The sequence below is a fragment of the Chryseomicrobium sp. FSL W7-1435 genome, from assembly GCF_038595005.1.
GTDB lineage: Bacteria > Bacillota > Bacilli > Bacillales_A > Planococcaceae > Chryseomicrobium.
Genome location: NZ_CP151997.1, coordinates 2328036 through 2351948, shown reverse-complemented (window position 1 = coordinate 2351948; position 23913 = coordinate 2328036). Strand labels below are relative to the sequence as shown.

The window sequence follows — 23913 nt, the reverse complement described above, 5'->3', positions numbered from 1 at the left end:
AAGGAGTGTCTTGACTTGATTTCAAAAGATAATGTACTTGAAGTGAGAAACCTGCAGACGTCCTTCTCTACGGATAGAGGTGAAGTGCGCGCTGTAGATGGCGTGAGCTTCGATGTTCCAAAAGGAAAGACAATCGGTATTGTAGGGGAGTCTGGATCAGGTAAAAGTATTACGTCCTTAACCATTCTTCGTTTGCTTGCAGAAAACGGGAAAATCAAAGGTGGAGAAGTTCGCTATAAAGGAGAAGACCTCGTAAAAGCCACTGAAAAGCGGATGCGGGAGCTTCGTGGAAATGAAATTTCAATGATTTTCCAAGAGCCTATGACATCATTGAACCCAGTTTATACAGTAGGTCAGCAGATTAGTGAGAGTTTGATCGCTCACCAAGGAATGAACAAAAAGCAAGCAATGGTTCGCTCTGTCGAATTGTTAAAGCTAGTAGGGATTCCTTCACCAGATAAACGTGTCAAAGCGTACCCGTTTGAATTATCAGGTGGTATGCGTCAGCGTGTCATGATTGCCATGTCTTTAGCTTGTGACCCTGAAATTTTGATTGCAGATGAGCCGACAACGGCACTTGATGTAACAATTCAAGCACAAATCTTAGAACTTATTAAAGAACTGCAGGAACGTTTAGGTATGTCCGTTATTTTCATTACTCATGACTTGGGTGTTGTTGCAGAAACATGTGATTATGTTGCAGTTATGTATGCTGGCCAAGTTGTCGAATACTCAGACATTCGCTCGTTGTTCAAAAATCCGAAACATCCCTATTCAATTGGATTGTTAAACTCATTACCACGTCATGACATTGACCAAGAGAAACTGGTTCCTATCAAAGGAAATGTACCAAGTCCTCACGAAATGCCAACGGGTTGCCGTTTTGCACCACGCTGTCCCGCGGCGACGGACCTTTGTCGCGCAAAACTGCCAGAGCTAGTAGAAGATGAAGCTGGAAACCAAATCCGTTGCTGGATCTATTCAGATGAATGGACAGGCGAGAAGGAGGTAACGCTTTATGGCGAAACAAGAATTGCTAAAGGTTGAAGGATTGAAACAATACTTTCCAATTAAAGGCGGATTTTTAGGCCGTACTGTCAATCATGTTAAAGCAGTCGATGATATTAGCTTTACGATTTATGAAGGTGAAACGGTTAGTATTGTAGGAGAGTCAGGTTGTGGGAAGTCGACAACTGGCCGTTCGATCTTAAGACTCGAAGAACCTACAGAAGGTAAAGTAGAGTTCCAGGGAGTTAACTTAGCTGACATCAGCAAGCGTCAAATGCGTGACTACCGTAAAGATTTGCAGATCATTTTCCAAGATCCTTATGCATCAATTAATCCTCGTCAGACTGTAGCGTCTGTATTAAATGAGGCAATGGAGATTCAAAATGTTCTTCCGGCTAATCAACGTCGTGCACGTATTGAAGAACTTCTCGAAACAGTAGGATTGCTTCCTTATCAAGCCGATCGTTTCCCACATGAGTTTTCCGGTGGACAACGACAGCGAATTGGCATCGCCCGTGCGCTTTCTGTTAATCCAAAACTGATCATTTGTGATGAAGCTGTTTCCGCTCTTGATGTATCCATTCAAGCACAAGTACTTAACTTACTTGAAGATCTTCAAGAAGAATTCAACTTGACGTATCTGTTCATTTCTCATGATTTAGGTGTAGTTCGTCACATCTCAGACCGAATTATCGTTATGTATCTGGGGAAAATTGTAGAAATTGCGGACAAGAACAGCTTGTTTGAAAACCCACAACACCCGTATACAAAAGCATTGCTTTCAGCTATCCCGGTTCCAGACCCAGATAAGAAGAAAGAACGCATTGTATTAAAAGGTGATGTGCCATCTCCAATCGATCCACCAACCGGCTGCCGGTTCCATACGCGTTGCCCGTTTGCAACTGACAAGTGTCGTTCAGAAGAGCCAAAGCTACGCACTTCTGAGTTGATGAAAGAGGGTCATGAAGCGGCGTGTCATTACATGGAAGAAATTACTGCTGGCGCTATGCAACCAAATTACTAAGTTTCAAAGCCTCGCCCTCTGGGTGGGGCTTTTTTGGTATAGAAGGGGAGGACGCTGTTCGTTTTGGCTGAGCGAGCGTTCTGGAGCAAGTAACTCGATTTCTAGGTCATTAGCGAAGATTTGTAAGACAAGTAACTTCATTTCTAGTGCAAGTACTCTTGTTTCTAGACCCGAAGTCATTTTATGGAAACTAATCTTGAGTTCGTTTAGTCAACGCACCGTTCAAGCAATTTTGGTATACTCGACAAGTGAGGTGGTAGTATGAAAAAACAGTGGGTAGCCGTAAATGAGCAAGAAACCGTGGCAGCTGCTTATGATCGATTGCAGCAACAAGGCTATCAGATCGTCGGTAGGCGAGAAGTGCCTGTATTTGAAGAAGTAAAGGGAGAGCCCGTCCCTGTGCGACAACAAATCGAGTTTTGTGTCATTGAAGCAAAAGACGAACGATGAATTGTCAGAAAAATTTAATGTTCGGTTATTGGCTTGACGTTCGCCAAATAGCCTGCTAAACTAGCGATAGATTGATGAATAGTTCCCACATATATGCTTAAGAATTGGCTTAAGTGTCTCTACCATGTCACCGTAAATGACAGGACTATGCGGGAAAGCGACTTTTGATGTTTCGGCAGGAAAGGTGTGTTTACGAATGGGTAAATGCGTAGCTCCTCATGGATTCCTCAAATAGTCTGCTTTCGTGCGTATGTCCGAAGCAGATTATTTGGGGAATTTTTGTTTTTATCACAATGACGTATGAAAAGGCGGTTAGTTAATATGACAACACTAGTTGGCGTTATCATGGGCAGTACAAGTGATTGGGAAACCATGCGGCATGCATGTGAAGTCTTAGAAGAGCTGAATATAGCGTATGAGAAACAAGTCGTTTCTGCTCACCGCACTCCAGATAAAATGTTCGAATATGCACAAAATGCTCGTGGTCGCGGAATTCAAGTAATCATCGCTGGAGCAGGAGGGGCTGCACACTTACCAGGGATGGTAGCAGCTAAAACGACCCTTCCGGTTATTGGAGTACCTGTTCAGTCCAAAGCGTTGAATGGTCTTGATTCCTTACTATCAATCGTTCAAATGCCTGGTGGTGTGCCAGTAGCTACTGTAGCAATCGGCAAAGCCGGTGCTACCAACGCTGGCTTACTTGCTGCACAAATGCTTGGCATGACAGATCAAGCTGTAGCAGAAAAGTTGGAAGCAAGACGAGAAGCAACGCGACAAGCTGTTGAAGAAAGCTCAGGTGACTTGCTATGACGAAGGTGATTTACCCAGGGCAAACTATCGGCATCATCGGTGGCGGTCAATTGGGCCGTATGATGGCAATCGCTGCAAAAGAAGCAGGATTTCGGATTGCGGTGCTCGACCCAGCAATGGATTCTCCATGTGGACAAGTAGCGGATGTACGAATTGTCGCTTCTTACGATGACCAACAAGCACTTGCTGAACTAGCGGAAGTTAGTGATGTCATTACTTATGAATTTGAAAATATTGATTATCAAGGTCTTAGAAAAGTGATGGAATATGCTTATGTCCCACAAGGAGCTGAGCTGATTCGCATCACACAAGACCGTAGACTTGAGAAAATGGAATTGCAACAGGCGGGAGTACCGGTTGCACCATTTGTCATTATTGAGTCCAGTGAAAACTTAGCTGAACAAGTCAATAAGATTGGTTATCCAGCCATCTTAAAAACAGCTCGTGGCGGGTACGACGGAAAAGGGCAACTAAAAATCGAGTCGGCAAATGATTTAAAGGAAGCGGCAGCATTGATTGAAAAGGCACCATGTGTTCTTGAACAAGTCATTCCATTTTCAAAGGAAATCTCTACGATCATTCACCGAAACGCAGCAGGTGAGTGTTATATCCTGCCACTCGCTGAAAATATTCATGTCAATCACATTTTGCATCAAAGCATCGTTCCAGCTCGAGTCACGCATGGCATTGAAAAGAAAGCAGAGCAAGCAGCAAAAGCCATTGCAGACCATCTAAACTTAGTGGGCACACTGGCTGTAGAAATGTTTGTAGTGGGAGACGAATTGGTGATTAATGAATTGGCGCCTCGCCCACATAACTCGGGTCACTACTCAATTGAAGCGTGTAATGTCTCTCAGTTTCAACAGCATATCCGTGCTATTTGCGGATGGCCATTGCGCAAGCCGAGACTATGGGAATCTTCTATAATGGTGAACTTATTAGGACAACATGTTGCACCAGCAGCCAACCAATTAACGAAACATCCCGATTGGTCAGTACATCTTTACGGGAAAACGGAAGCAAAACACGATCGAAAGATGGGCCATATCACGATTATGACTGATGATATAGACCGTACCTTATTCGAATTAGAAGAGACCGCGATTTGGTCCTAGGAGGAATTTACAAATGATTGAACGCTACACACGACCTGAAATGGGTGCGATTTGGACAGAACAAAATAAATATGAAGCTTGGCTTGAAGTAGAAATCTTGGCGTGCGAAGCTTGGGCAGAACTTGGCGATATTCCAAAAGAAGATGTGAAAGTACTTCGCGAGAATGCGACATTTTCAGTAGACCGTATTTTGGAGATTGAAGAAGAGACACGTCATGATGTAGTAGCTTTCACGCGTGCAGTGTCAGAAACCTTAGGGGATGAAAAGAAATGGGTGCATTACGGTTTGACGTCTACGGATGTTGTTGACACAGCCCTTTCGTACCTAATTAAACAAGCGAACGTCCTGTTGCGTCGTGATATCGAAAACTTCATTGAAATTTTAGCGGTTAAAGCAAAAGAACACAAAAATACAGTGATGATGGGACGTACGCATGGTGTTCATGCAGAACCAACGACGTTCGGCCTTAAGCTTGCGTTATGGCGTGAAGAAATGAAACGTAATCTGGAGCGCTTCGAAGCAGCCGCAAAAGTTATCGAGACAGGTAAACTTTCTGGCGCTGTGGGAACGTATGCAAATATCGATCCATTCGTTGAAAAATATGTTTGTGACAACCTTGGTTTAGCAGCAGCACCAATCTCTACGCAGACGCTACAACGCGATCGTCATGCTCAGTACATCAGCACACTTGCTTTGATTGGCGCTTCAATTGAAAAGTTTGCAACAGAGATTCGTGGTTTGCAAAAATCAGAGACGCGTGAAGTAGAAGAGTTTTTCGCAAAAGGTCAAAAAGGATCGTCTGCAATGCCGCATAAACGCAATCCAATTGGGTCTGAAAACATGACAGGTCTTGCAAGACTGCTTCGAGGTCATATGGTGACGGCAATGGAAAACGTTGCACTTTGGCATGAACGCGATATTTCACACTCATCAGCTGAACGTGTGATCTTACCAGATGCTACGATCACATTAAACTACATGTTGAACCGTTTTGGTAACATCGTGAAAAACTTGACCGTGTTCCCAGAAAACATGAAACGCAACATGGATTCAACATTAGGGTTAATTTACTCACAGCGTGTGTTGCTTGCTTTGATCGACAAAGGAATGTCACGCGAAGCTGCGTATGATACGGTCCAACCACTCGCTATGGAGGCGTGGGAGACACAGTCACACTTTAAGCCGCTTGTGGAAGCCAACCCAACCATTGCAGAAAAGTTATCGGCTGCAGAAATTGAAGACTGTTTCGATTACAACTATCACATTCAACAAGTAGATGCGATCTTTGAACGTGTCGGCTTAACCAACTAGGAGGTTTTTTCGTGCAAAAGGGTGCTCTAGTTTATGAAGGTAAAGCAAAACAATTATTTTTGACAGAAGATCCAGAAGTTCTTTATGTGCACTATAAAAACAGCGCAACTGCATTCAACGGGGAGAAGAAAGAAGAAATTGACGGCAAGGCACGTTTAAACAATCAAATCACTGCCGTTCTTTTTGAACAGCTTCATACAAAAGGAATCCCGTCTCACTTTATTGAACAACTCTCTGAAACAGAGCAACTTGTTAAAAAAGTAGACATCATTCCGTTAGAAGTAGTTGTGCGCAACATTGCTGCGGGTAGTCTTGCCAAGCGTCTAGGATTTGATGAGGGGCACGTTCTCAAACAGCCGTTAGTAGAGTTTTACTATAAAGATGATGCATTAGGCGATCCTCTTTTAACAGATGCCCATATAGCCTTGCTGGAACTTGTATCGGAAGATGAAAAATTGAAACTAGAACACCTTGCACGAAAAATCAACCAGGCACTCCAAGAAATCTTCCAAACCATTGGAGTAACATTGGTAGATTTTAAAGTAGAATTTGGTCGCACCGCTTCAGGGGACATTTTACTTGCAGATGAAATCTCGCCGGACACTTGCCGGTTATGGGATACAGAAACTAAACAAAAATTAGATAAAGATGTTTTTAGACAAAACTTAGGTAATCTCACAGATGGCTATGCCATAATTCTTTCTCGATTAGGAGGCAATTCTCAATGAAAAAAGTCAATGTCTATGTCACGTTACGTGAAAGTGTTTTAGATCCACAAGGTTCGGCTGTAAAAGGTGCGCTTCACGCAATGGATTACAAAGAAGTACAAGATGTTCGTATCGGAAAGTTCTTAGAACTTCAGATTGAAGAAGGCACACGTGACTTGGATACGGTGATCAAGGAAATGTGTGAACGTCTATTGACTAACACGGTTATTGAGGATTACCGCTATGAAATTGAGGAGGCGATCTCGCAATGAAATTTGCTGTGATCCAGTTTCCTGGTTCCAACTGTGATATCGATATGTATCATGCGATTCAAGATGAACTCGGCCAAGAGGTTGAGTACGTTTGGCATGACAAAGCGGATCTCAGTGGCTATGACGCAATTTTATTGCCAGGTGGCTTCTCTTATGGCGATTATCTACGCTGTGGGGCGATTGCCCAGTTTTCAAACATCATGATCGAAGTGAAAAAAGCAGCAGCAGCCGGTAAACCCGTATTAGGCGTTTGCAATGGCTTTCAAGTATTAACAGAAGCACGGTTACTGCCAGGCGCACTTCTTCGCAACAAAAACTTAAAATTCATTTGCCGTACAGTAGAGTTAGAAGTCGTTAACAACGACACGCTATTTACGGCTGACTATACGCAAGGGCAGAAGATTCAAATCCCCATCGCACACGGGGAAGGCAATTATTTCTGTGATGAAGAGACAGCGCAGCAACTGGCTGCTAACAATCAAATCGTCTTTCGCTATACAGGAGATGGTCCAAACGGGTCCATTTCGAACATCGCAGGCATTATCAATGAACAAGGCAATGTGCTTGGTATGATGCCTCACCCAGAACGTGCCGTGCACGATATCATGGGCGGCACAGATGGTCTACCATTATTCCGGTCAATTCTGAAACAGTGGAGGGAATCCCATGTCAGTCATGCTTGAACCAACAACTGAACAAGTAAAAGAAATGAAGCTTTACGCCCAAATGGGGATGTCAGATGAAGAGTTTGAACTGGCAACATCTATTTTAGGTCGTACGCCGAACTACACGGAAACTGGCCTTTTCTCTGTCATGTGGTCTGAGCACTGTTCGTATAAAAATTCAAAACCGGTGTTGCGCAAATTCCCAACAACTGGACCTCAAGTGTTACAAGGGCCAGGAGAAGGCGCAGGAATCGTTGATATCGGGGACGGGCAAGCGGTCGTATTCAAAATGGAATCGCACAATCACCCTTCTGCTATCGAGCCTTATCAAGGAGCCGCAACCGGTGTTGGAGGTATTATCCGCGATGTGTTTTCAATGGGAGCACGTCCAATCGCTTTGTTGAATTCCCTTCGTTTCGGGGAGCTTGAGACACCTCGCGTGAAATACTTGTTCGAAGAAGTAGTGGCGGGTATTGCCGGTTACGGAAACTGTATCGGTATTCCGACAGTGGGTGGAGAAATCCAGTTTGATCCTTGTTACGAAGGAAATCCACTTGTTAACGCTATGGCAGTTGGTCTGATCAATCATGAAGATATTCAGCGTGGAATTGCAGCAGGTGTTGGCAATACAGTGCTTTACGCAGGTGCTAAAACGGGCCGAGATGGTATTCACGGAGCTACATTTGCTTCAGAAGAATTAAATGAAGAGTCTGAGAAGAAGCGTCCTGCTGTTCAAGTTGGGGACCCTTTCATGGAAAAGCTTTTACTGGAAGCTTGTTTAGAAGTGATCAAATCAGATGCTTTAGTTGGTATACAAGATATGGGAGCTGCCGGATTGACATCGTCTTCTGCCGAGATGGCTTCTAAAGCTGGATTTGGCATTGAGATGCATTTGGATCGTGTGCCACAACGTGAAACTCACATGACAGCTTACGAAATGATGCTGTCGGAATCACAAGAACGCATGTTGCTTGTTGTCAAAAAAGGACGCGAACAAGAAATTGTTGAGATTTTTGAGAAATACGATTTAGATTGTGTCGCGGTTGGCCAAGTAACAGATGACAAGATGCTGCGTCTGATCCATCACGGGGAAGTCGTTGCAGAAGTTCCTGCTGATGCATTAGCCGAAGAAGCACCTGTCTATAACAAACCAAAACAAGAGCCAGCCTACTTCCGAGAATTCCAAGCAACTGAGAACGTAGAGCCACAAGTGTCAGATGTTCAAGAGACGTTGACGGCGTTAGTCGCTCAACCAACCATTGCTTCTAAAGAATGGGTCTATGATCAATATGACTATCAAGTACGAACTTCGACCGTTGTTACGCCAGGGTCAGATGCTGCAGTAGTCCGTGTTCGTGGCACAAACAAAGCGCTTGCAATGACGACAGATTGTAACTCTCGCTACATTTATCTCGATCCGGTCACAGGAGGCAAAATTGCTGTAGCAGAAGCAGCACGTAATATTGTCTGTTCTGGAGGAAAACCTCTTGCAATCACAGATTGCCTGAACTTCGGAAATCCGGAGAATCCAGAGATTTTCTGGCAGCTTGATCAGTCAGCAGACGGTATTTCTGCCGCTTGTCTTGCGCTAGATGCACCAGTCATTGGTGGAAATGTTTCTCTCTATAACGAACGCAGTGGGACAGCTGTTTATCCTACGCCAACAATCGGTATGGTCGGTCTTATCCAAGACCTCGCGCATGTGACGACTCAGCAAGCCAAACATGCAGGCGATAAGGTCTACGTCATTGGAGAGACATTGACTGAGTTTGGTGGTTCAGAATTGCAAAAAATGGTGAACGGAACGATTTCCGGAAAAGCACCAGCCATTGACTTAGATATAGAAGCACGTCGTCAACAGCAGCTATTGACTGCCATTCAGTCAGGTCTTGTTGCTTCTGCTCATGATGTATCAGAAGGCGGCATGGCGGTTGCGTTAGCTGAAGTCGTGTTCGGTACAGAGTATGGTTTAGAAGTTACGCTAGATGGTTCTGCCGTCACTGCTTTATTTAGTGAATCGCAATCTCGCTTTGTAATAACCGTCGCAGAAGAACATGTCACGGACTTTGAAATCGCTATGCCAGAAGCTCGCGCTGTGGGCACAATCACTACTGACACGGACTTTGTCATCCATTCAACAACTGGCGAGAAGTGGATCCAGTTGCCGGTAGCAGAGCTATTCGCTGCCTGGAAAGGAGCTATTCCATGTTTACTGAACTCAGAGGACTAAATGAAGAATGTGGCGTATTTGGAGTGTGGGGTCATACTGATCCTGCACCCATGTGCTATTACGGGCTTCACGCACTTCAGCACCGCGGCCAAGAAGGCGCCGGTATTGTTGCAACAGACGGTGAATTTTTGCGCGCGGTTCGTGGAGAAGGCCTAGTCAATGATGTATTCGATGAAACCAAGCTGAAAGCCTTACAAGGGAAAGCCGCAATCTCCCATGTGCGTTATGCAACAGCTGGTGGTTCAGGTCTAGCAAATGTTCAGCCATTGTTATTCAACTCAACGACAGGTTCACTTGCCATTGCCCACAACGGAAACATCGTCAACGCGACTGACTTAAAACGTAGCCTTGAACGCCAAGGAAGCATTTTTCAAACAACCTCTGATACGGAAGTGTTGGCTCATTTAATCAAACGCAGTCATCTCCAATCGTTTGAAGAACGTGCCAAACAAGCCCTTCGTCTTTTGAAAGGGGCCTTTGCTTTCTTGATTTTGACGGAAGACTTTTTAATGGTCGCGCAAGATCCAAACGGGATGCGTCCCTTATCACTGGGTCGTTTGAATGGCGGTTTTGTCGTCGCTTCAGAAACCAGTGCATTCGATTTGATTGGTGCAGAAGTCATCCGTTCAGTCGAGCCAGGTGAAATGTTAATTATTGATGATAAAGGCGTTCGCTCGTCGTTTTATACTGAAGAACGCGGAAGAGCTATCTGCTCTATGGAATATATCTACTTTTCACGACCAGATTCCGATATTGACGGAATCAACATTCATTCTGCTCGCAAACGTTTAGGCATTCAGCTAGCAAAAGAAATTCAACTAGAAGCCGATATCGTGACGGGTGTACCAGATTCTAGTATTTCAGCAGCCATCGGGTTCTCGGAGCAATCGGGCATTCCTTATGAAATGGGACTGATCAAAAATCGCTACGTAGGAAGAACTTTCATTCAGCCTTCGCAAGAACTTCGTGAGCGCGGCGTGAAAATGAAACTGTCACCAGTGCGTCAAGTGGTCCAAGGCAAACGAGTCGTGATGGTCGATGACTCAATCGTTCGAGGAACGACCTCTCGCCGTATCGTGAACATGTTAAAAGAAGCAGGCGCTAGTGAAGTGCATGTCGTCATTAGTTCTCCCCCTCTGAAAAATCCATGTTTCTATGGAATTGATATCAGTTCAGATTCAGAGCTGATTGCTGCGAATCATACGCTGGACGAGATGTGTGCGATCATAGGAGCAGATTCCTTATCGTTCTTATCAGTGGAAGGGTTGCTGCAGTCAATTGGGCGTTCACCAGAAACGAAAAATTGTGGCCAGTGTCTCGCTTGCTTTACGGGCGAATACCCAACGTCGATCTACTCGGATACAAAATTACCGCATGAAAAAGAATTGGTGCGCTAGGAGGCCGTTACATGTCAAAAGCATATGAACAGGCGGGAGTTAATATAGAGGCAGGGTATGAAGCTGTCAACCGCATGAAAAGTCACGTCGAGCGCACAAGCCGGTTAGGCGTTCAAGGAACATTTGGTGGATTTGGTGGTCAATTTGATTTGTCTTCGCTGAACTTGAAACAACCCGTGTTGATTTCAGGGACAGATGGTGTGGGTACCAAATTAAAACTTGCCTTCATGGCAGATCGCCACGATACGATTGGTATTGACTGTGTAGCGATGTGTGTCAATGATATCGTCGCACAAGGAGCAGAGCCTTTGTTTTTCCTTGATTACGTAGCACTCGGCAAAGCTGTTCCTGAAAAAATCGAGCAGATTGTCAAAGGTGTAGCAGATGGCTGTGTGGAAGCAGGAGCCGCACTTATTGGTGGCGAAACGGCTGAGATGCCAGGACTTTACGAAGAAGACGAATATGACTTAGCCGGTTTTGCAGTAGGCGCTTGTGAAAAAGTGGATGTCATTACGGGTGAGAACATCGCAGCTGGTCAAGTGTTGATCGGCTTACCTTCAAGCGGCATTCATTCTAATGGCTATTCTTTAGTACGTCATATTCTCTTCTCGCAACATGATGTGAAGCTCTCCGATGCTGTACCATTTTCAGACGATACTTATGCAGATGTGCTACTTGCCCCAACACGTATTTATGCAAAACAAATTGCAGCACTCAAACAGGTTGTTTCAATTAAAGGTATGGCGCATGTAACTGGAGGCGGTTTCTTTGAAAACTTGCCACGCATGTTGCCGGAATCTCTTGGTGTTTCTATTGTGCTAGGTAACTGGCCAGTTCCAGAAATTTTCTCGCATTTAAAAGAACTTGGGTCTTTAGAGGACCGTGATCTTTACGGTGTATTTAATATGGGAATCGGATTTGTTGTCGCAGTGGACGAGAAAGATCAAGAGCGAGCACTCAAAGCTTTACACGAAGCGGGAGAAACAGCGTATGTGATTGGAACTGTTACACAGACGGCAGGAGTTGCCTTTACTGGCGATCAGGATGGGAGTCTCTAAGATGACGATTCGTTTTGCCATTTTTGCGTCGGGCAGCGGTTCGAACGCGGAGGCTCTCTACCAAGCGACGGTAGAAGGTCAATTGCGCGGAGAAATTGTCGGCGTGTTCAGCGATAAGGAAGATGCGTATGTACTGGAACGCGCTAAGAAATGGGGAGTTCCGGCTGCTCAGTTGTCACCAAAAGCGTATGCATCGAAAGCAGATTATGAGCAAGCGGTTCTTGACCAGCTTAGGATTTGGCAGGTAGACTTTTTAGTACTTGCAGGATATATGCGTCTCATTGGGCCAATTTTGCTTAGCGCGTTTCCGAATAAAATTGTCAATATTCACCCTTCGCTTCTTCCCGCATTTCCGGGGAAAGATGCAATCGGTCAAGCGCTTGCGTATGGTGTACAGATTACAGGTGTAACAGTACATTTAGTGGACGCAGGGATGGATACGGGACCGATTTTAGCGCAGCGTGCGGTGGAAGTTCAAGGTACGAGAGAGCAGACCGAAACATTCATTCATGCAGCAGAACATGAACTATATAAAGAAGCACTAGACCAGTTATGGAATGAGGAGAGAATAAAATGAAACGAGCATTACTCAGTGTGTCCGACAAAGTGGGCATCGTGTACTTCGCACAACAATTAGTAGAACTTGGGTATGAACTGCTATCTACTGGAGGCACTAAAGCGGCTCTTCAAGAGGCGGGCATCCCCGTGACTGCTGTTGGAGAGATCACAGGTTTCCCAGAAATTTTAGAAGGGCGTGTCAAAACGCTGCACCCTAAAATTCATGGGGGGTTATTGTCGAAGCACGATGATCCTGCTCACCTCGCACAGCTGGAAGAGCATGCGATTCAACCTATTCAAATGGTCTGTGTCAATTTGTATCCGTTTCAATCGACCATTCAGCGTCCAGATGTAACTCCAGAACTTGCGATTGAAAATATTGATATCGGTGGTCCAAGCATGTTGCGTGCATCTGCGAAAAATCATCAGTACGTCACAGTGGTCACGGATCCTGCAGATTACGCAGTTGTGTTGGAAGAACTTCATACGTCAGGAGAGACAAAACTTGCGACGCGTCAGCGACTGGCTGCAAAAGTATTCCGTCATACAGCAGCATACGATGCTTGGATTGCCGCCTACTTAAGTGATATGGCGGGCGACGAGTTCCCGGAATCACTGACATTGACGTATGAGAAGAAGCAAGATTTACGCTACGGGGAAAACCCGCATCAGCTTGCCGCATTCTACCAGAACACGATGGGGTCAGCTTTTTCGATTGCAGCTGCCACTCAGCTACACGGCAAAGAACTTTCTTACAACAACATCCAAGATGCCAATGCAGCCATTCAGCTTGTCAAAGAATTTGAGCAGCCTGCAGCCGTTGCCGTAAAGCATATGAATCCATGTGGTGTTGGGGTTGGACAGACGATTGCAGAAGCTTTCCAAAAAGCCTATGAGTCCGACGAGACTAGTATTTTCGGCGGCATCATCGCGCTCAACCGTGAAGTGGATGCAGCAACAGCGAAAGTGCTTGGTGGGATTTTCTTAGAAATTATTATTGCCCCTTCGTTCTCTGAACAAGCCCTAGCAATGCTGACGGCAAAGAAAAATATTCGTTTATTAACGATTCCATTTGAAGACGGCTCACAAGAAGCGTTCAATGTGGTATCGATTGAAGGTGGACTGCTTGTACAGTCTCCAGATACAGCGTCTCTTGCGCATGCCAATGTTGAAGTGGTGACAGACCGCGTGCCAACAGATGAAGAGTGGGAAGCGCTTGAACTCGGTTGGAATGTCGTGAAACATGTGAAATCGAATGCTATTGTTGTTGCTGATTCACAGATGACGCTTGGTGTCGGTGCAGGACAAATGAACCGCGTCGGTGCAGCGAAGATTGCCCTAGAACAAGCAGGTGACAAAGCGCGTGGAGCAGCCCTTGCTTCAGATGCCTTCTTCCCGATGTCTGATTCAGTAGAAACAGCAGCAGCAGCTGGTATCACTGCGATTATTCAACCAGGCGGATCAGTCAAAGACCAAGACTCCATCGATAAAGCAAACGAACTCGGCATTGCGATGGTCTTTACAGGAATTCGTCACTTCAAACACTAGGAGGAAATCCAATGAAAGTACTTGTGATTGGAAGTGGCGGTCGTGAACACGCCATCGTCCGCCAGTTTAAAAAGTCACCCAGTGTAACCGAAGTCTTTGCCATTCCAGGAAATGACGGCATGAAAGACGAGGCAACATGCATCGCCATCTCACAACTGGACTTCCAGGCAATCGCTGAAGTCGTTCGCCGTGAAAAGATTACGTTGACGTTCGTCGGACCTGAGCAACCGTTGTCTGAAGGCATTGTGGATTACTTCCAAGCGGAAGGGTTGACGATTTTTGGACCGACGCAAGCGGCTGCGGAACTTGAGGGAAGCAAGGCGTACGCAAAAGATGTGATGGACCGTTACGGCATTCCCACAGCATTCTATGAAGTGTTTGATCAGGTGGAGCCCGCTCTTGCTTATGTGAAAAAGCACGGTGCCCCGATTGTCATCAAAGCAGATGGTCTTGCAGCAGGTAAAGGTGTGGTCGTGGCAATGACGGAACAAGAAGCGCAACAAGCTATCATCTCCATGTTAGATGGACAACGCTTTGGCGACGCGTCTTCACGAATTGTCATTGAAGAGTTTTTAGAGGGAGAAGAATTTTCTCTTCTCGCCTTCGTGCACGGCGGTCATATCGTTCCAATGCCGATTGCACAAGACCATAAACGTGCTTACGATGGGGATAAGGGACCGAACACGGGAGGAATGGGCGCTTATTGTCCAGTGCCACATTTGCCGAAAGGGTTAACAGAGCAAGCACTTGAAACCATTGTTCACAAAACTGTTGAGGCGATGGATGCGGAAGGCAGACCGTTTACGGGCGTGCTCTATGCAGGACTCATTGCCACTTCAGAGGGCCCGAAAGTGATTGAGTTCAACACGCGTTTTGGCGATCCGGAAACTCAAGTGGTGTTGCCAAAGCTTCAATCTGACTTTGGCAAGTTGCTCATCGATTTACTGGAGGGGCAAGAGCCGACTGCAGAGTGGGACGATTTACACCATCTTGGAGTAGTCGTTGCAGCAGAAGGCTATCCAGAAGTACCGGTGAAGGGGCAGTTGCTGCCAGAGCTTCACAAATTAGAGGGCGTGCAAGTATTCCACGCAGGTACTGTCTTGCAACAAGAGCGATACCGCGGGGCAGGAGGTAGGCTGATTCTCGTTTCGGCAGCTGCCGAGACGCCGAAAGAAGCAGCGACAAAAGTCTATGCCACACTTGACTCGGTTGCCTGGCCTTCTTGTTTTTACCGCAAGGATATTGGGTGGCGTACGTTTAGTTAGATGTGTAGAACACCGTTCTAGTAAGATCTTAGGTCGCTAAGGGTTTGTGCCCTGAGCGGCCTTCTTTATGCCCTGGGGTAACGGCTTTGTGACTCGAGCGGGGCTTTTTGTGCCCACAAAACTCCCGTTTGAGTCAAGTCATATTATGGAAACCAATTCAAAGACAACAGTCCATCATTCCTCCCTCACACTTCTCTGAAAACCCCACAAACTGAAACAAAATCTGTCACTTTCACGCTTCACTTTACTAAAGTGTTATGCTACACTGGAAAAGAATTGTCTAAAGAGAGGGTGTTTCCATATGCAATACCCGATTTGGAAAATAGAAGAGATCCGGCATCAACTAGAAGTGGTGAACGGGAAGAGTGCTCCAGATATTTTGATTCAAAATGCTACCTACTTACACAGTCATTTAAAAACCTGGGTGACGGGAAACATTTGGATCGTTAAAGACCGTATCGTCTATGCTGGAAAAGAATTGCCCGCTACGATGGAAGGCACCGAAATTGTCGATGCCTCTAACCAAAAGATTGTTCCTGGCTACATCGAGGCACATAGCCATCCATTCCAATTATACAACCCAGAAACTTTTGCGGACTTTGCAGCGCAAACTGGGACGACCATGTTGGTAAGTGACAACTTGCCTTTATTTTTGACGATGGAAAATCAGAAAGCGTTTTCATTTATGGACAAGCTACGTGAGCTACCGTTTTCGTTTTACTGGTGGGCGAGATTTGATTCTCAGACGGAACTTGAATATGAAGAAGAACTTTTCTCGACTAAAGCCATCACAGAATGGATTGAGCGTCCTGATGTCATAATGGGTGGGGAATTAACCGGTTGGCCAAGGTTGTTAAATGGCGATGATCAGATGTTGTATTGGATGCAGCAAGCAAAAGCCAATGGCATGAAAATTGAAGGGCATTTTCCTGGTGCTTCTGAGCGTACACTAACAAAGATGCGTTTACTTGGCACGGATGGTGACCATGAAGCTATGACCATCGATGAAGTAGAAAAACGCATTTTGCATGGCTATGCCGTAACCCTTCGTTATTCATCGATTCGACCAGACCTGCCAGACCTACTCAAAGAAATCGTCAATAAAGGCTGGAAGATCTTTGATCACTTGATGATGACGACGGATGGTAGTACGCCTGGTTTCCATCAAGATGGGGTCATGGATAAATGTATCCAAGTTGCACTTGATGCAGGAGTGGACCCAGTGGACGCCTACTTAATGGCGACTTTCAATCCTGCTAAATATTACAACTTATCCAACTTGCACGGAGTTATCGCAACAGGTCGCCTGGCGTCACTGAACTTTTTGTCAGATGAAACGTCACCTACCCCAATAAGCGTGTTATCAAAAGGTGTTTGGATTAAGCGCGACGGAGAACGCGTCACAACGTTCAGTGGTACAGATTTCTCAATGTTTGATCGTGGGGATTTAACGATAGAGCTTGCTGACACAGATTTTCAATTCTCGATGCCGTTTGGTTTAGAGATGGTCAACGATGTCATTATTAAACCTTACCGCATTAGTGTCGATACCACTCACGGGCGATTAGCTGAGGATCACGATGAAAGCTTTTTAGTGCTCATTGACCGCAATGGAAAATGGAAAGTGAACACTTTATTAAAAGGATTCGCCACAACTCTTCAAGGGTTTGCGTCGTCCTACTCCAATATGGGAGATATTCTGTTAATCGGGAAAGATAAGCAAGAAATGAAACGAGCTTATGAATCCATCCAGCAGTCCAGAGGTGGAATTGCTATCAGTCAAGACGGCGAGATTACTGCCAAAATTGACTTGCCAATTGGCGGAGGCTTATCCACGTTGCCTCTAGAACAACTTATCGAGAAAGAAAAAGAGCTCAAACTTCACCTTGCCAATCATGGTTTCCGTCATGGAGACGCGATTTATACATTGCTATTTTTACAAGCGACTCATTTGCCTTACGTTCGGATTACGCAACGAGGAATTGTGGATGTCTTGAAGAAACAAGTGCTGTTTCCATCGGTTATGCGATAAGGGGGAGACGAAGTGAAAAAATGGGGAATTAGTGTTCTGTGTTCACTTGTTCTGTTAGCAGGTTGTATAGACAAAGAAGAGACCGCAACAGACGAGCCTATTATTCATGAAGTAGAAGAGGAAACTGAAGGAGAGTCGCTAAATTTCACGACGCCACTTTCTGGTGAACCCGCTTCTCAAGAATTAACTGCTAGGCCAGTTGTAGTAGCAATCAATAATCATCCGCTAGCCAGACCCCAATCAGGTCTTTCGCAAGCAGATATCATTGTAGAACTTTTAGCTGAAGGAAACATAACACGTCTGCTTGCTGTATACGAAAGCGAGATGCCAGGACGTGTTGGACCTATCCGAAGTGCTAGAGATTATTTCATTGATCTAGCAAACGGCTACTCGGCATTTTTTGTGGCTCATGGTTATAGTCCAGATGCCAAAGCAATGCTCGACCGGGGCGAAATTGACCATGTCAATGGAATGCAATATGATGGATCGTATTTCCAGCGTTCGTCGGATCGAAAAGCACCTCATAACTCTTATAGCAGTGGGGAGAACATCTTGGCGGCTGCAGAAGCTGTAAATGCCACCATGACACTTGCTTCCAGTCAAATGCCACGCTATACGTTTTCTGAACAACCGGTATCTGGAGAAGTTGTGAAAGAACTTACTGTACGGTATAGTACGGATGAAAACTTTAGTAGCACATACTCGTTTGATGAAGAGACAGACTTTTATACACGAATTTCAGGTGGACAAGAGACACAAGATGCAGAAACAGGTGACAGTCTGAAGTTGTCTAACGTCATTATTTTAGAAGTGCCTCATCAGACAATTGATGCCGAGGGAAGGCAAGCGCTTGATCTTGAAGCTGGCGGCAATGCCTGGCTCGTTAGAAATGGTACAATGCAACAAACTACGTGGCAATCAGATAATGGACTGATGCGACTTTATACGGGTTCTACTGAAATGGAGCTTGCACCTGGGCAAACCTGGATTCATCTAATTCCTACAGCCCGTGGATTTGATCAAATGGTAACGTATACCGACTAAAGGAAGTGATTCGATGCAAGTAGAAAAAATTAAAGGTCATCAAACTGAGCAACTGTTTAAAGCTGTTTTAGAACTGAAGAACATCGATGAGTGCTACGCATTTTTTGACGACTTATGTACAATCAGTGAAATTCAATCGCTTGCACAGCGGTTTGAAGTAGCCCATCTTCTGCGTCTTCAAAAAACGTATGAAACAATCAAAGATCAAACAGGAGCAAGCACAGCCACTATCTCTCGCGTGCGCAGATGCTTTGATTACGGCAACGACACGTATGATGAAATGTTAGGCAGATTGTATCCAGATGAGCCATCATTTAAGCCTACGACAAAAGGTCGCCGCTCCTAAATGCAAACAGGTTTCCCTTTAGGGTGACCTGTTTTTTTGGTATACTGACACTACATAACTAACCAGACGAGAAATCGACCCGTAGTGGGTCGATTTCGGCATGTCTAACTGAAGAAGGTGCCTACATGCTCACAGATTTTCACGAGTGGAAACACGTATTTAAACTAGATCCGGCAAAGTCTTTAACAGATGAACAACTGGAACAAATTTGTGAATCAGGTACAGATGCTCTCATCGTTGGCGGTTCAGACAACATTGAACTGGACGATGTTCTTGAACTACTGATGAAAATCCGCCGATTTGCTCTTCCGGTTTGCCTCGAACTTTCCACCCTCGATATGATTACACCAGGTTTCGACTATTATTTGATTCCCTCGGTACTTAATAGCCCGCACACACAATGGGTAAAAGACCTTCACCACCAAGCCCTAGTCACACATGGTGACTTTATGAACTGGGATGAAGTATTTGTGGAGGGATATTGCATCTTAAATCCAGATGCGAAAGTGGCCCACCTGACAGAAGCTGAAACTTCATTATCTACTGATGAGGTCGTGGCCTATGCAAGGCTCGCGGAAAACTTGTTCCGCCTGCCAATATTTTATCTAGAGTACAGTGGCATGTTTGGTGATCCACAGATAGTGAAAGCTAGCAAACAAGTGCTGTCAACTACGCGATTATTTTATGGTGGTGGAATTGAAACGCCGGAGCAAGCCCGACAAATGGCCCTCTACGCTGATACTATCATCGTCGGCAATAGCCTTTACACAAATTTAAAACAGGCACTGGCTACGGTCAAAGCAGTGAAGGAGGAACTATGAAGAGTATTTCAAATCAATTATTGCAAGGCATGAATCCTAAACAGGAAGAAGCCGTTAAACATACAGAAGGACCTTTACTCATTATGGCTGGAGCAGGCTCGGGAAAGACGCGTGTGTTGACTCACCGCATTGCCTATCTTATTGTCGAAAAACAAGTATATCCTTCAAAAATTTTGGCGATTACGTTTACTAATAAAGCGGCAAAAGAAATGAGAAATCGAATTGACGGAATCCTCGGAGAAGGTTTTGGAGACCAGATGTGGGTATCAACGTTTCACTCCATGTGCGTTCGTATCTTACGTCGAGATGCGGACCGAATTGGTTACGCAAAAAACTTTTCAATTTTAGATAGCACCGATCAATTGAGCGTTATCAAAGCCATTTTAAAGCAAGAGAATATAGATTCAAAAAAATATGAACCACGCGCTCTTTTAGGCATTATTAGCAGTGCAAAAAATCAGTTAAAGTCGGCCTCTGATTTTCTAGCAGAAATGAATCCAATGAATCCTTATGAAAAGATTGCAGGGCAGGTCTATACCTCGTATGAACGTCGTTTGAAGAAGAATCAATCGATGGATTTTGATGATTTGATTATGCGAACAATTGATTTGTTCTCACGTGTTCCAGAAGTACTGGAATTCTATCAAAATAAATTTCACTATATTCATGTGGATGAATACCAAGATACTAACAAAGCCCAGTACCAGCTCGTCGAGATGCTCGCTGAAAAGTTTCACAACATTTGTGTGGTCGGTGACTCGGATCAATCGATCTATCGCTGGCGCGGAGCAGACATCGGCAATATTTTATCCTTTGAAAAAGATTACCCGAATGCCAAGGTGATTATGCTCGAGCAAAACTATCGCTCGACAAAACGAATTTTACAAGCTGCCAATGAAATCATTGGCAATAACAAGAGTCGTTATCCAAAAGTATTGAGAACCGATAATTCAGAAGGTGAAAAAGTTCAACTGTATCGTGCTTACAATGAACAAGAAGAAGCACAATTTGTAGTAGGGAAGATTCAACAGTTGATGCAAGACGATGGCCTTCACTACAAAGACTTTGCCGTTCTTTATCGTACAAACGCGCAGTCTCGTGCGATGGAGGAAACGCTGGTCAAATCCAACATGAACTACAAAATCGTTGGCGGGACAAAGTTCTATGACCGAAAAGAGATTAAAGATTTGCTCGCGTACTTACGTTTAATTGCGAACAATGATGACGATATTTCACTTGCACGAATTATTAACGAACCGAAGCGAAACATTGGCGCAACATCGTTTGAACGAATCGTCACGTATGCATTGATGCATGATATGACAGTACTTGAAGCGCTTGAAAATGCTACTTTGATTCCAGGTATGACAGGACGAGCATTAAAATCTGTTTCCGAATTCTTTACACTGATTGATCAATTGACAGCTATGCAGGAATATTTATCTGTGAGTGAGATTGTTCAGGAAGTCATCGATCGTACAGGTTATAAAGAGATGCTACAACGCGAAAACAGCATTGAGTCAGAAAGTCGACTAGAGAATATCGGAGAATTTGTAACAGTTACAAAGGCATTCGAAGAGCGCAGTGAAGACAAGACGTTAGTTTCTTTCTTGACTGACCTTGCCCTGATTTCCGATATTGATGCACTGGATCAAGTACCGAATGAAGACCAAGGTACCGTGACATTAATGACGTTACATGCAGCGAAAGGCCTTGAGTTTCCGGTAGTCTTCTTGATTGGAATGGAAGAAAACATCTTCCCACATAGCCGCTCGATTGGCGACGACGATGAAATGGAAGAGGAACGAAGACTGGCTTACGTAGGCTTGACTCGTGCCGAGCAACGTCTCTACCTGAGCTGTGCGCAAATGCGAATGATCTTTGGTCGTTCTAGCATGAACCAGCCGTCTCGTTTTATTGGTGAAATTTCAGCTGATGTGATTGAACCAGTAGGGGGAGAGCGCGCTAGCCAAGTCCATGCCTCTGTGTCAGGCAATCGCTATATCAAACCCCGCAAAGTGGCGCCAAGCCATCCCGTCTATACAGAATCAGGCGGAGATAAAATGGTCTGGACAATTGGTGATAAAGCCGTTCATAAAAAATGGGGTGTCGGCACAGTTGTCAGCGTACGAGGTGAAGGGGAGAATCGAGAACTCGATATTGCTTTCCCAAAACCCACAGGTATCAAGCGCTTGCTTGCTAAGTTTGCACCGATTGAAAAACAGTAGGAGGAATAGCTTGTGGAACATGTAGAAACACGAATGAAAGAATTGCATGATTTACTGCATGACTATGGCCATGCCTATTACGTATTAGATGAACCGCTCGTATCAGATGCCGTCTATGATCAATTTCTGAGAGAGCTTCTAGAACTGGAAGAGCAACATCCTTCCTTAATTCTTCCGGACTCTCCTACGCAACGAGTCGGTGGAAAGCCACTTGAAGGTTTTCAAAAAGTTCGCCATCGCACACCGATGCTCAGCTTATCCAATGCGTTTTCAGCAGAAGACTTACAAGAGTTTGATAGACGAATCAGTGAACTTGTCGATGGTGCTTACCGCTACGTTTGTGAGTTGAAAATTGATGGATTAGCAGTCAGTCTCCTTTATGAAGATGGAAAACTTGTTCGAGGAGCCACTCGCGGCGATGGTACAACTGGGGAAGATATCACGGCCAATATTCGTACAATCCGTGCCGTGCCACTTCGTCTAAAAGAAAAAGTGACGCTTGAAGTGCGAGGAGAGGCCTATATGCCAAAATCTTCGTTCCAAGCGCTCAATGCCACTCGTGAAGAGCAGCAACTTGAGCTATTCGCTAACCCGCGCAATGCGGCTGCGGGTAGTTTGCGTCAACTAGATCCTAAGATTGCGGCAAGTCGACAACTAGCTGTATTTATTTATGGTCTAGGCAATCCTGAGGAACTGGGTATCCAATCTCATTCTGAAGCTTTGGCGTATTTACAAGAACTTGGATTTTCCATGAACCGAGAAACAACAGTTTGTGAAACAATTGAGGACGTTCAAGCGTTCATAGAGGAGTGGACAGCTAAGCGTTTAGAGCTTCCCTATGAAATTGATGGCATCGTTATTAAAGTAGATCGCTATGATCAACAAGAAGAACTTGGATTTACAGCCAAGAGTCCACGATTTGCCACGGCCTATAAATTTCCGGCAGAAGAAGTCGTGACGGAGTTACTGGATATTGAATGGACGATTGGACGTACTGGCGTTGTCACACCGACTGCCATCTTGCAAGCTGTGCAAGTAGCTGGAACAACCGTAAGACGTGCTTCTCTTCATAACGTCGATTTGATTCAACAAAAAGACGTTCGAATTGGGGATGCCGTCATTATCCGAAAAGCGGGTGACATCATTCCTGAAGTGGTTGCGGTCATTGAACAACAACGTAAAACAACGGCAGTGCCTTATGAGATGCCGACCCAATGTCCAGTTTGTGAAAGTGAATTAGTTCGCATAGAAGAAGAAGTGGCGTTACGTTGCGTGAATCCCGCCTGTCCTGCTCAAATCACGGAAGGCATTCGTCATTTTGCCTCTCGCAATGCCATGAACATTGATGGTCTCGGAGAAAAAGTGGTCGAGCAGTTATTTCAAAATCAACTGATCCATGACGTCGCCGATCTTTACACCGTATCAGGCGAGCAACTTGTGCAGTTGGACCGTATGGGCAACAAGTCGGCAGAAAACCTAGTGAGAGCGATAGAAGCTACCAAACAAAATTCGTTAGAGAAGTTACTTTTTGGGCTTGGTATTCGCCATATCGGTGAAAAAGCCGCCCGCCTTTTGTCTGAAGAATTTGGTGACCTGGACGCTCTGCTCGGAGCAAGTCGCGAACAGTTAACAGCCGTTCATGAAATCGGCGATAAAATGGCAGACTCGCTCGTAACTTATTTTGAACAGCCTGAATCACAGGCGTTGCTTGAAAAACTGCGCGATGCAGGAGTAAACCTGAGTTATTTAGGACGTAGAATTGATAAAGAGGCCGTTGCAGATAGCCCCTTCTTTGGGAAGACAGTCGTTCTTACTGGAAAACTTGAGCAAATGGGCCGCAATGAAGCCAAGGAAAAATTGCTTGAAAAAGGAGCAAAAGTATCTGGCAGTGTCAGTAAAAAGACGGACCTGGTGATTGCAGGGGAAGAAGCGGGCTCTAAATTAGAGAAAGCCACGGAACTTGGTATTGAGGTCTGGACAGAGCAACAGATGATGGATGCACTGGCAGACTAGGAAGGAAGAA

Annotated in this window: 21 protein-coding genes and 1 riboswitch; all 21 genes read left to right on the top strand. The window is 45.0% G+C overall.

Annotated elements, in window-relative coordinates:
- Positions 1 to 18: 18 nt before the first annotated feature.
- Positions 19 to 1047, top strand: a complete 1029-nt coding sequence (locus MKY84_RS11910; RefSeq protein ID WP_342528891.1) for an ABC transporter ATP-binding protein — start codon at positions 19 to 21, stop codon at positions 1045 to 1047.
- Positions 1019 to 2032: a dipeptide ABC transporter ATP-binding protein gene (locus MKY84_RS11905; RefSeq protein ID WP_342526255.1), complete on the top strand. Its 1014-nt coding sequence runs from the start codon at positions 1019 to 1021 to the stop codon at positions 2030 to 2032. The genes MKY84_RS11910 and MKY84_RS11905 overlap by 29 nt, the downstream gene beginning before the upstream one ends.
- Before the next feature lie 261 nt (positions 2033 to 2293).
- A complete protein-coding gene (locus tag MKY84_RS11900) occupies positions 2294 to 2482 on the top strand; it encodes an NETI motif-containing protein (protein ID WP_342526254.1) in 189 nt (62 codons plus the stop codon).
- A 67-nt stretch (positions 2483 to 2549) separates the two neighbouring features.
- Positions 2550 to 2650, top strand: a riboswitch (purine riboswitch).
- A 153-nt stretch (positions 2651 to 2803) separates the two neighbouring features.
- Entirely contained in the window at positions 2804 to 3292 is a 489-nt protein-coding gene (purE, locus tag MKY84_RS11895; RefSeq protein ID WP_342526252.1) for a 5-(carboxyamino)imidazole ribonucleotide mutase, read from the top strand.
- Positions 3289 to 4407, top strand: a complete 1119-nt coding sequence (gene purK / locus MKY84_RS11890) for a 5-(carboxyamino)imidazole ribonucleotide synthase (RefSeq protein ID WP_342526251.1) — start codon at positions 3289 to 3291, stop codon at positions 4405 to 4407. Before purE ends, purK begins: the two co-directional genes overlap by 4 nt.
- Positions 4408 to 4420: 13 nt before the next feature.
- The gene (gene purB / locus MKY84_RS11885; protein ID WP_342526249.1) at positions 4421 to 5719 is read left to right on the top strand and encodes an adenylosuccinate lyase; all 1299 of its coding nucleotides are present in this window, start codon (positions 4421 to 4423) and stop codon (positions 5717 to 5719) included.
- Positions 5720 to 5730: 11 nt separating this feature from the next.
- Complete coding sequence (purC, locus tag MKY84_RS11880; RefSeq protein WP_342526248.1) at positions 5731 to 6447, top strand: phosphoribosylaminoimidazolesuccinocarboxamide synthase; 717 nt, start codon at positions 5731 to 5733, stop codon at positions 6445 to 6447.
- Positions 6444 to 6698: a phosphoribosylformylglycinamidine synthase subunit PurS gene (gene purS / locus MKY84_RS11875; protein ID WP_342526247.1), complete on the top strand. Its 255-nt coding sequence runs from the start codon at positions 6444 to 6446 to the stop codon at positions 6696 to 6698. Before purC ends, purS begins: the two co-directional genes overlap by 4 nt.
- Positions 6695 to 7381, top strand: coding sequence for a phosphoribosylformylglycinamidine synthase subunit PurQ (gene purQ, locus MKY84_RS11870; protein ID WP_342526245.1), 687 nt, complete (start codon positions 6695 to 6697; stop codon positions 7379 to 7381). Before purS ends, purQ begins: the two co-directional genes overlap by 4 nt.
- Positions 7365 to 9593 (top strand): phosphoribosylformylglycinamidine synthase subunit PurL, encoded by a 2229-nt coding sequence (purL, locus tag MKY84_RS11865; RefSeq protein ID WP_342526243.1) that lies wholly within the window; start codon positions 7365 to 7367, stop codon positions 9591 to 9593. Before purQ ends, purL begins: the two co-directional genes overlap by 17 nt.
- Positions 9569 to 10990, top strand: a complete 1422-nt coding sequence (gene purF, locus MKY84_RS11860; RefSeq protein WP_342526242.1) for an amidophosphoribosyltransferase — start codon at positions 9569 to 9571, stop codon at positions 10988 to 10990. Before purL ends, purF begins: the two co-directional genes overlap by 25 nt.
- Positions 10991 to 11001: 11 nt before the next feature.
- A complete protein-coding gene (gene purM / locus MKY84_RS11855) occupies positions 11002 to 12048 on the top strand; it encodes a phosphoribosylformylglycinamidine cyclo-ligase (protein WP_342526240.1) in 1047 nt (348 codons plus the stop codon).
- A gap of 1 nt (position 12049) precedes the next feature.
- A complete protein-coding gene (gene purN, locus MKY84_RS11850) occupies positions 12050 to 12625 on the top strand; it encodes a phosphoribosylglycinamide formyltransferase (protein ID WP_342526238.1) in 576 nt (191 codons plus the stop codon).
- Positions 12622 to 14154, top strand: a complete 1533-nt coding sequence (purH, locus tag MKY84_RS11845) for a bifunctional phosphoribosylaminoimidazolecarboxamide formyltransferase/IMP cyclohydrolase (RefSeq protein ID WP_342526236.1) — start codon at positions 12622 to 12624, stop codon at positions 14152 to 14154. Before purN ends, purH begins: the two co-directional genes overlap by 4 nt.
- A gap of 11 nt (positions 14155 to 14165) precedes the next feature.
- A complete protein-coding gene (gene purD / locus MKY84_RS11840) occupies positions 14166 to 15419 on the top strand; it encodes a phosphoribosylamine--glycine ligase (protein ID WP_342526234.1) in 1254 nt (417 codons plus the stop codon).
- Positions 15420 to 15720: 301 nt separating this feature from the next.
- Positions 15721 to 17451, top strand: coding sequence for an adenine deaminase C-terminal domain-containing protein (locus MKY84_RS11835; protein WP_342526233.1), 1731 nt, complete (start codon positions 15721 to 15723; stop codon positions 17449 to 17451).
- 12 nt (positions 17452 to 17463) lie between these two features.
- Positions 17464 to 18495: a DUF3048 domain-containing protein gene (locus MKY84_RS11830; RefSeq protein WP_342526232.1), complete on the top strand. Its 1032-nt coding sequence runs from the start codon at positions 17464 to 17466 to the stop codon at positions 18493 to 18495.
- A 13-nt stretch (positions 18496 to 18508) separates the two neighbouring features.
- Positions 18509 to 18841 (top strand): YerC/YecD family TrpR-related protein, encoded by a 333-nt coding sequence (locus MKY84_RS11825; protein ID WP_342526231.1) that lies wholly within the window; start codon positions 18509 to 18511, stop codon positions 18839 to 18841.
- Positions 18842 to 18966: 125 nt separating this feature from the next.
- A complete protein-coding gene (locus MKY84_RS11820; protein WP_342526228.1) occupies positions 18967 to 19662 on the top strand; it encodes a heptaprenylglyceryl phosphate synthase in 696 nt (231 codons plus the stop codon).
- The gene (gene pcrA / locus MKY84_RS11815; RefSeq protein WP_342526227.1) at positions 19659 to 21890 is read left to right on the top strand and encodes a DNA helicase PcrA; all 2232 of its coding nucleotides are present in this window, start codon (positions 19659 to 19661) and stop codon (positions 21888 to 21890) included. The genes MKY84_RS11820 and pcrA overlap by 4 nt, the downstream gene beginning before the upstream one ends.
- Positions 21891 to 21902: 12 nt before the next feature.
- Positions 21903 to 23903, top strand: coding sequence for an NAD-dependent DNA ligase LigA (gene ligA / locus MKY84_RS11810; protein WP_342526224.1), 2001 nt, complete (start codon positions 21903 to 21905; stop codon positions 23901 to 23903).
- The last annotated feature ends 10 nt before the right edge of the window (positions 23904 to 23913 follow it).

What these genes read in the sequence shown, in the direction of transcription:
- MKY84_RS11905 (WP_342526255.1), top strand. Translation starts at nt 1,019, where the DNA reads ATGGCGAAACAAGAATTGCTAAAGGTTGAAGGATTGAAACAATACTTT.
- MKY84_RS11900 (WP_342526254.1), top strand. Translation starts at nt 2,294, where the DNA reads ATGAAAAAACAGTGGGTAGCCGTAAATGAGCAAGAAACCGTGGCAGCT.
- purE (WP_342526252.1), top strand. Translation starts at nt 2,804, where the DNA reads ATGACAACACTAGTTGGCGTTATCATGGGCAGTACAAGTGATTGGGAA.
- purK (WP_342526251.1), top strand. Translation starts at nt 3,289, where the DNA reads ATGACGAAGGTGATTTACCCAGGGCAAACTATCGGCATCATCGGTGGC.
- purB (WP_342526249.1), top strand. Translation starts at nt 4,421, where the DNA reads ATGATTGAACGCTACACACGACCTGAAATGGGTGCGATTTGGACAGAA.
- purS (WP_342526247.1), top strand. Translation starts at nt 6,444, where the DNA reads ATGAAAAAAGTCAATGTCTATGTCACGTTACGTGAAAGTGTTTTAGAT.
- purQ (WP_342526245.1), top strand. Translation starts at nt 6,695, where the DNA reads ATGAAATTTGCTGTGATCCAGTTTCCTGGTTCCAACTGTGATATCGAT.
- purL (WP_342526243.1), top strand. Translation starts at nt 7,365, where the DNA reads ATGTCAGTCATGCTTGAACCAACAACTGAACAAGTAAAAGAAATGAAG.
- purF (WP_342526242.1), top strand. Translation starts at nt 9,569, where the DNA reads ATGTTTACTGAACTCAGAGGACTAAATGAAGAATGTGGCGTATTTGGA.
- purM (WP_342526240.1), top strand. Translation starts at nt 11,002, where the DNA reads ATGTCAAAAGCATATGAACAGGCGGGAGTTAATATAGAGGCAGGGTAT.
- purN (WP_342526238.1), top strand. Translation starts at nt 12,050, where the DNA reads ATGACGATTCGTTTTGCCATTTTTGCGTCGGGCAGCGGTTCGAACGCG.
- purH (WP_342526236.1), top strand. Translation starts at nt 12,622, where the DNA reads ATGAAACGAGCATTACTCAGTGTGTCCGACAAAGTGGGCATCGTGTAC.
- purD (WP_342526234.1), top strand. Translation starts at nt 14,166, where the DNA reads ATGAAAGTACTTGTGATTGGAAGTGGCGGTCGTGAACACGCCATCGTC.
- MKY84_RS11835 (WP_342526233.1), top strand. Translation starts at nt 15,721, where the DNA reads ATGCAATACCCGATTTGGAAAATAGAAGAGATCCGGCATCAACTAGAA.
- MKY84_RS11825 (WP_342526231.1), top strand. Translation starts at nt 18,509, where the DNA reads ATGCAAGTAGAAAAAATTAAAGGTCATCAAACTGAGCAACTGTTTAAA.
- MKY84_RS11820 (WP_342526228.1), top strand. Translation starts at nt 18,967, where the DNA reads ATGCTCACAGATTTTCACGAGTGGAAACACGTATTTAAACTAGATCCG.
- pcrA (WP_342526227.1), top strand. Translation starts at nt 19,659, where the DNA reads ATGAAGAGTATTTCAAATCAATTATTGCAAGGCATGAATCCTAAACAG.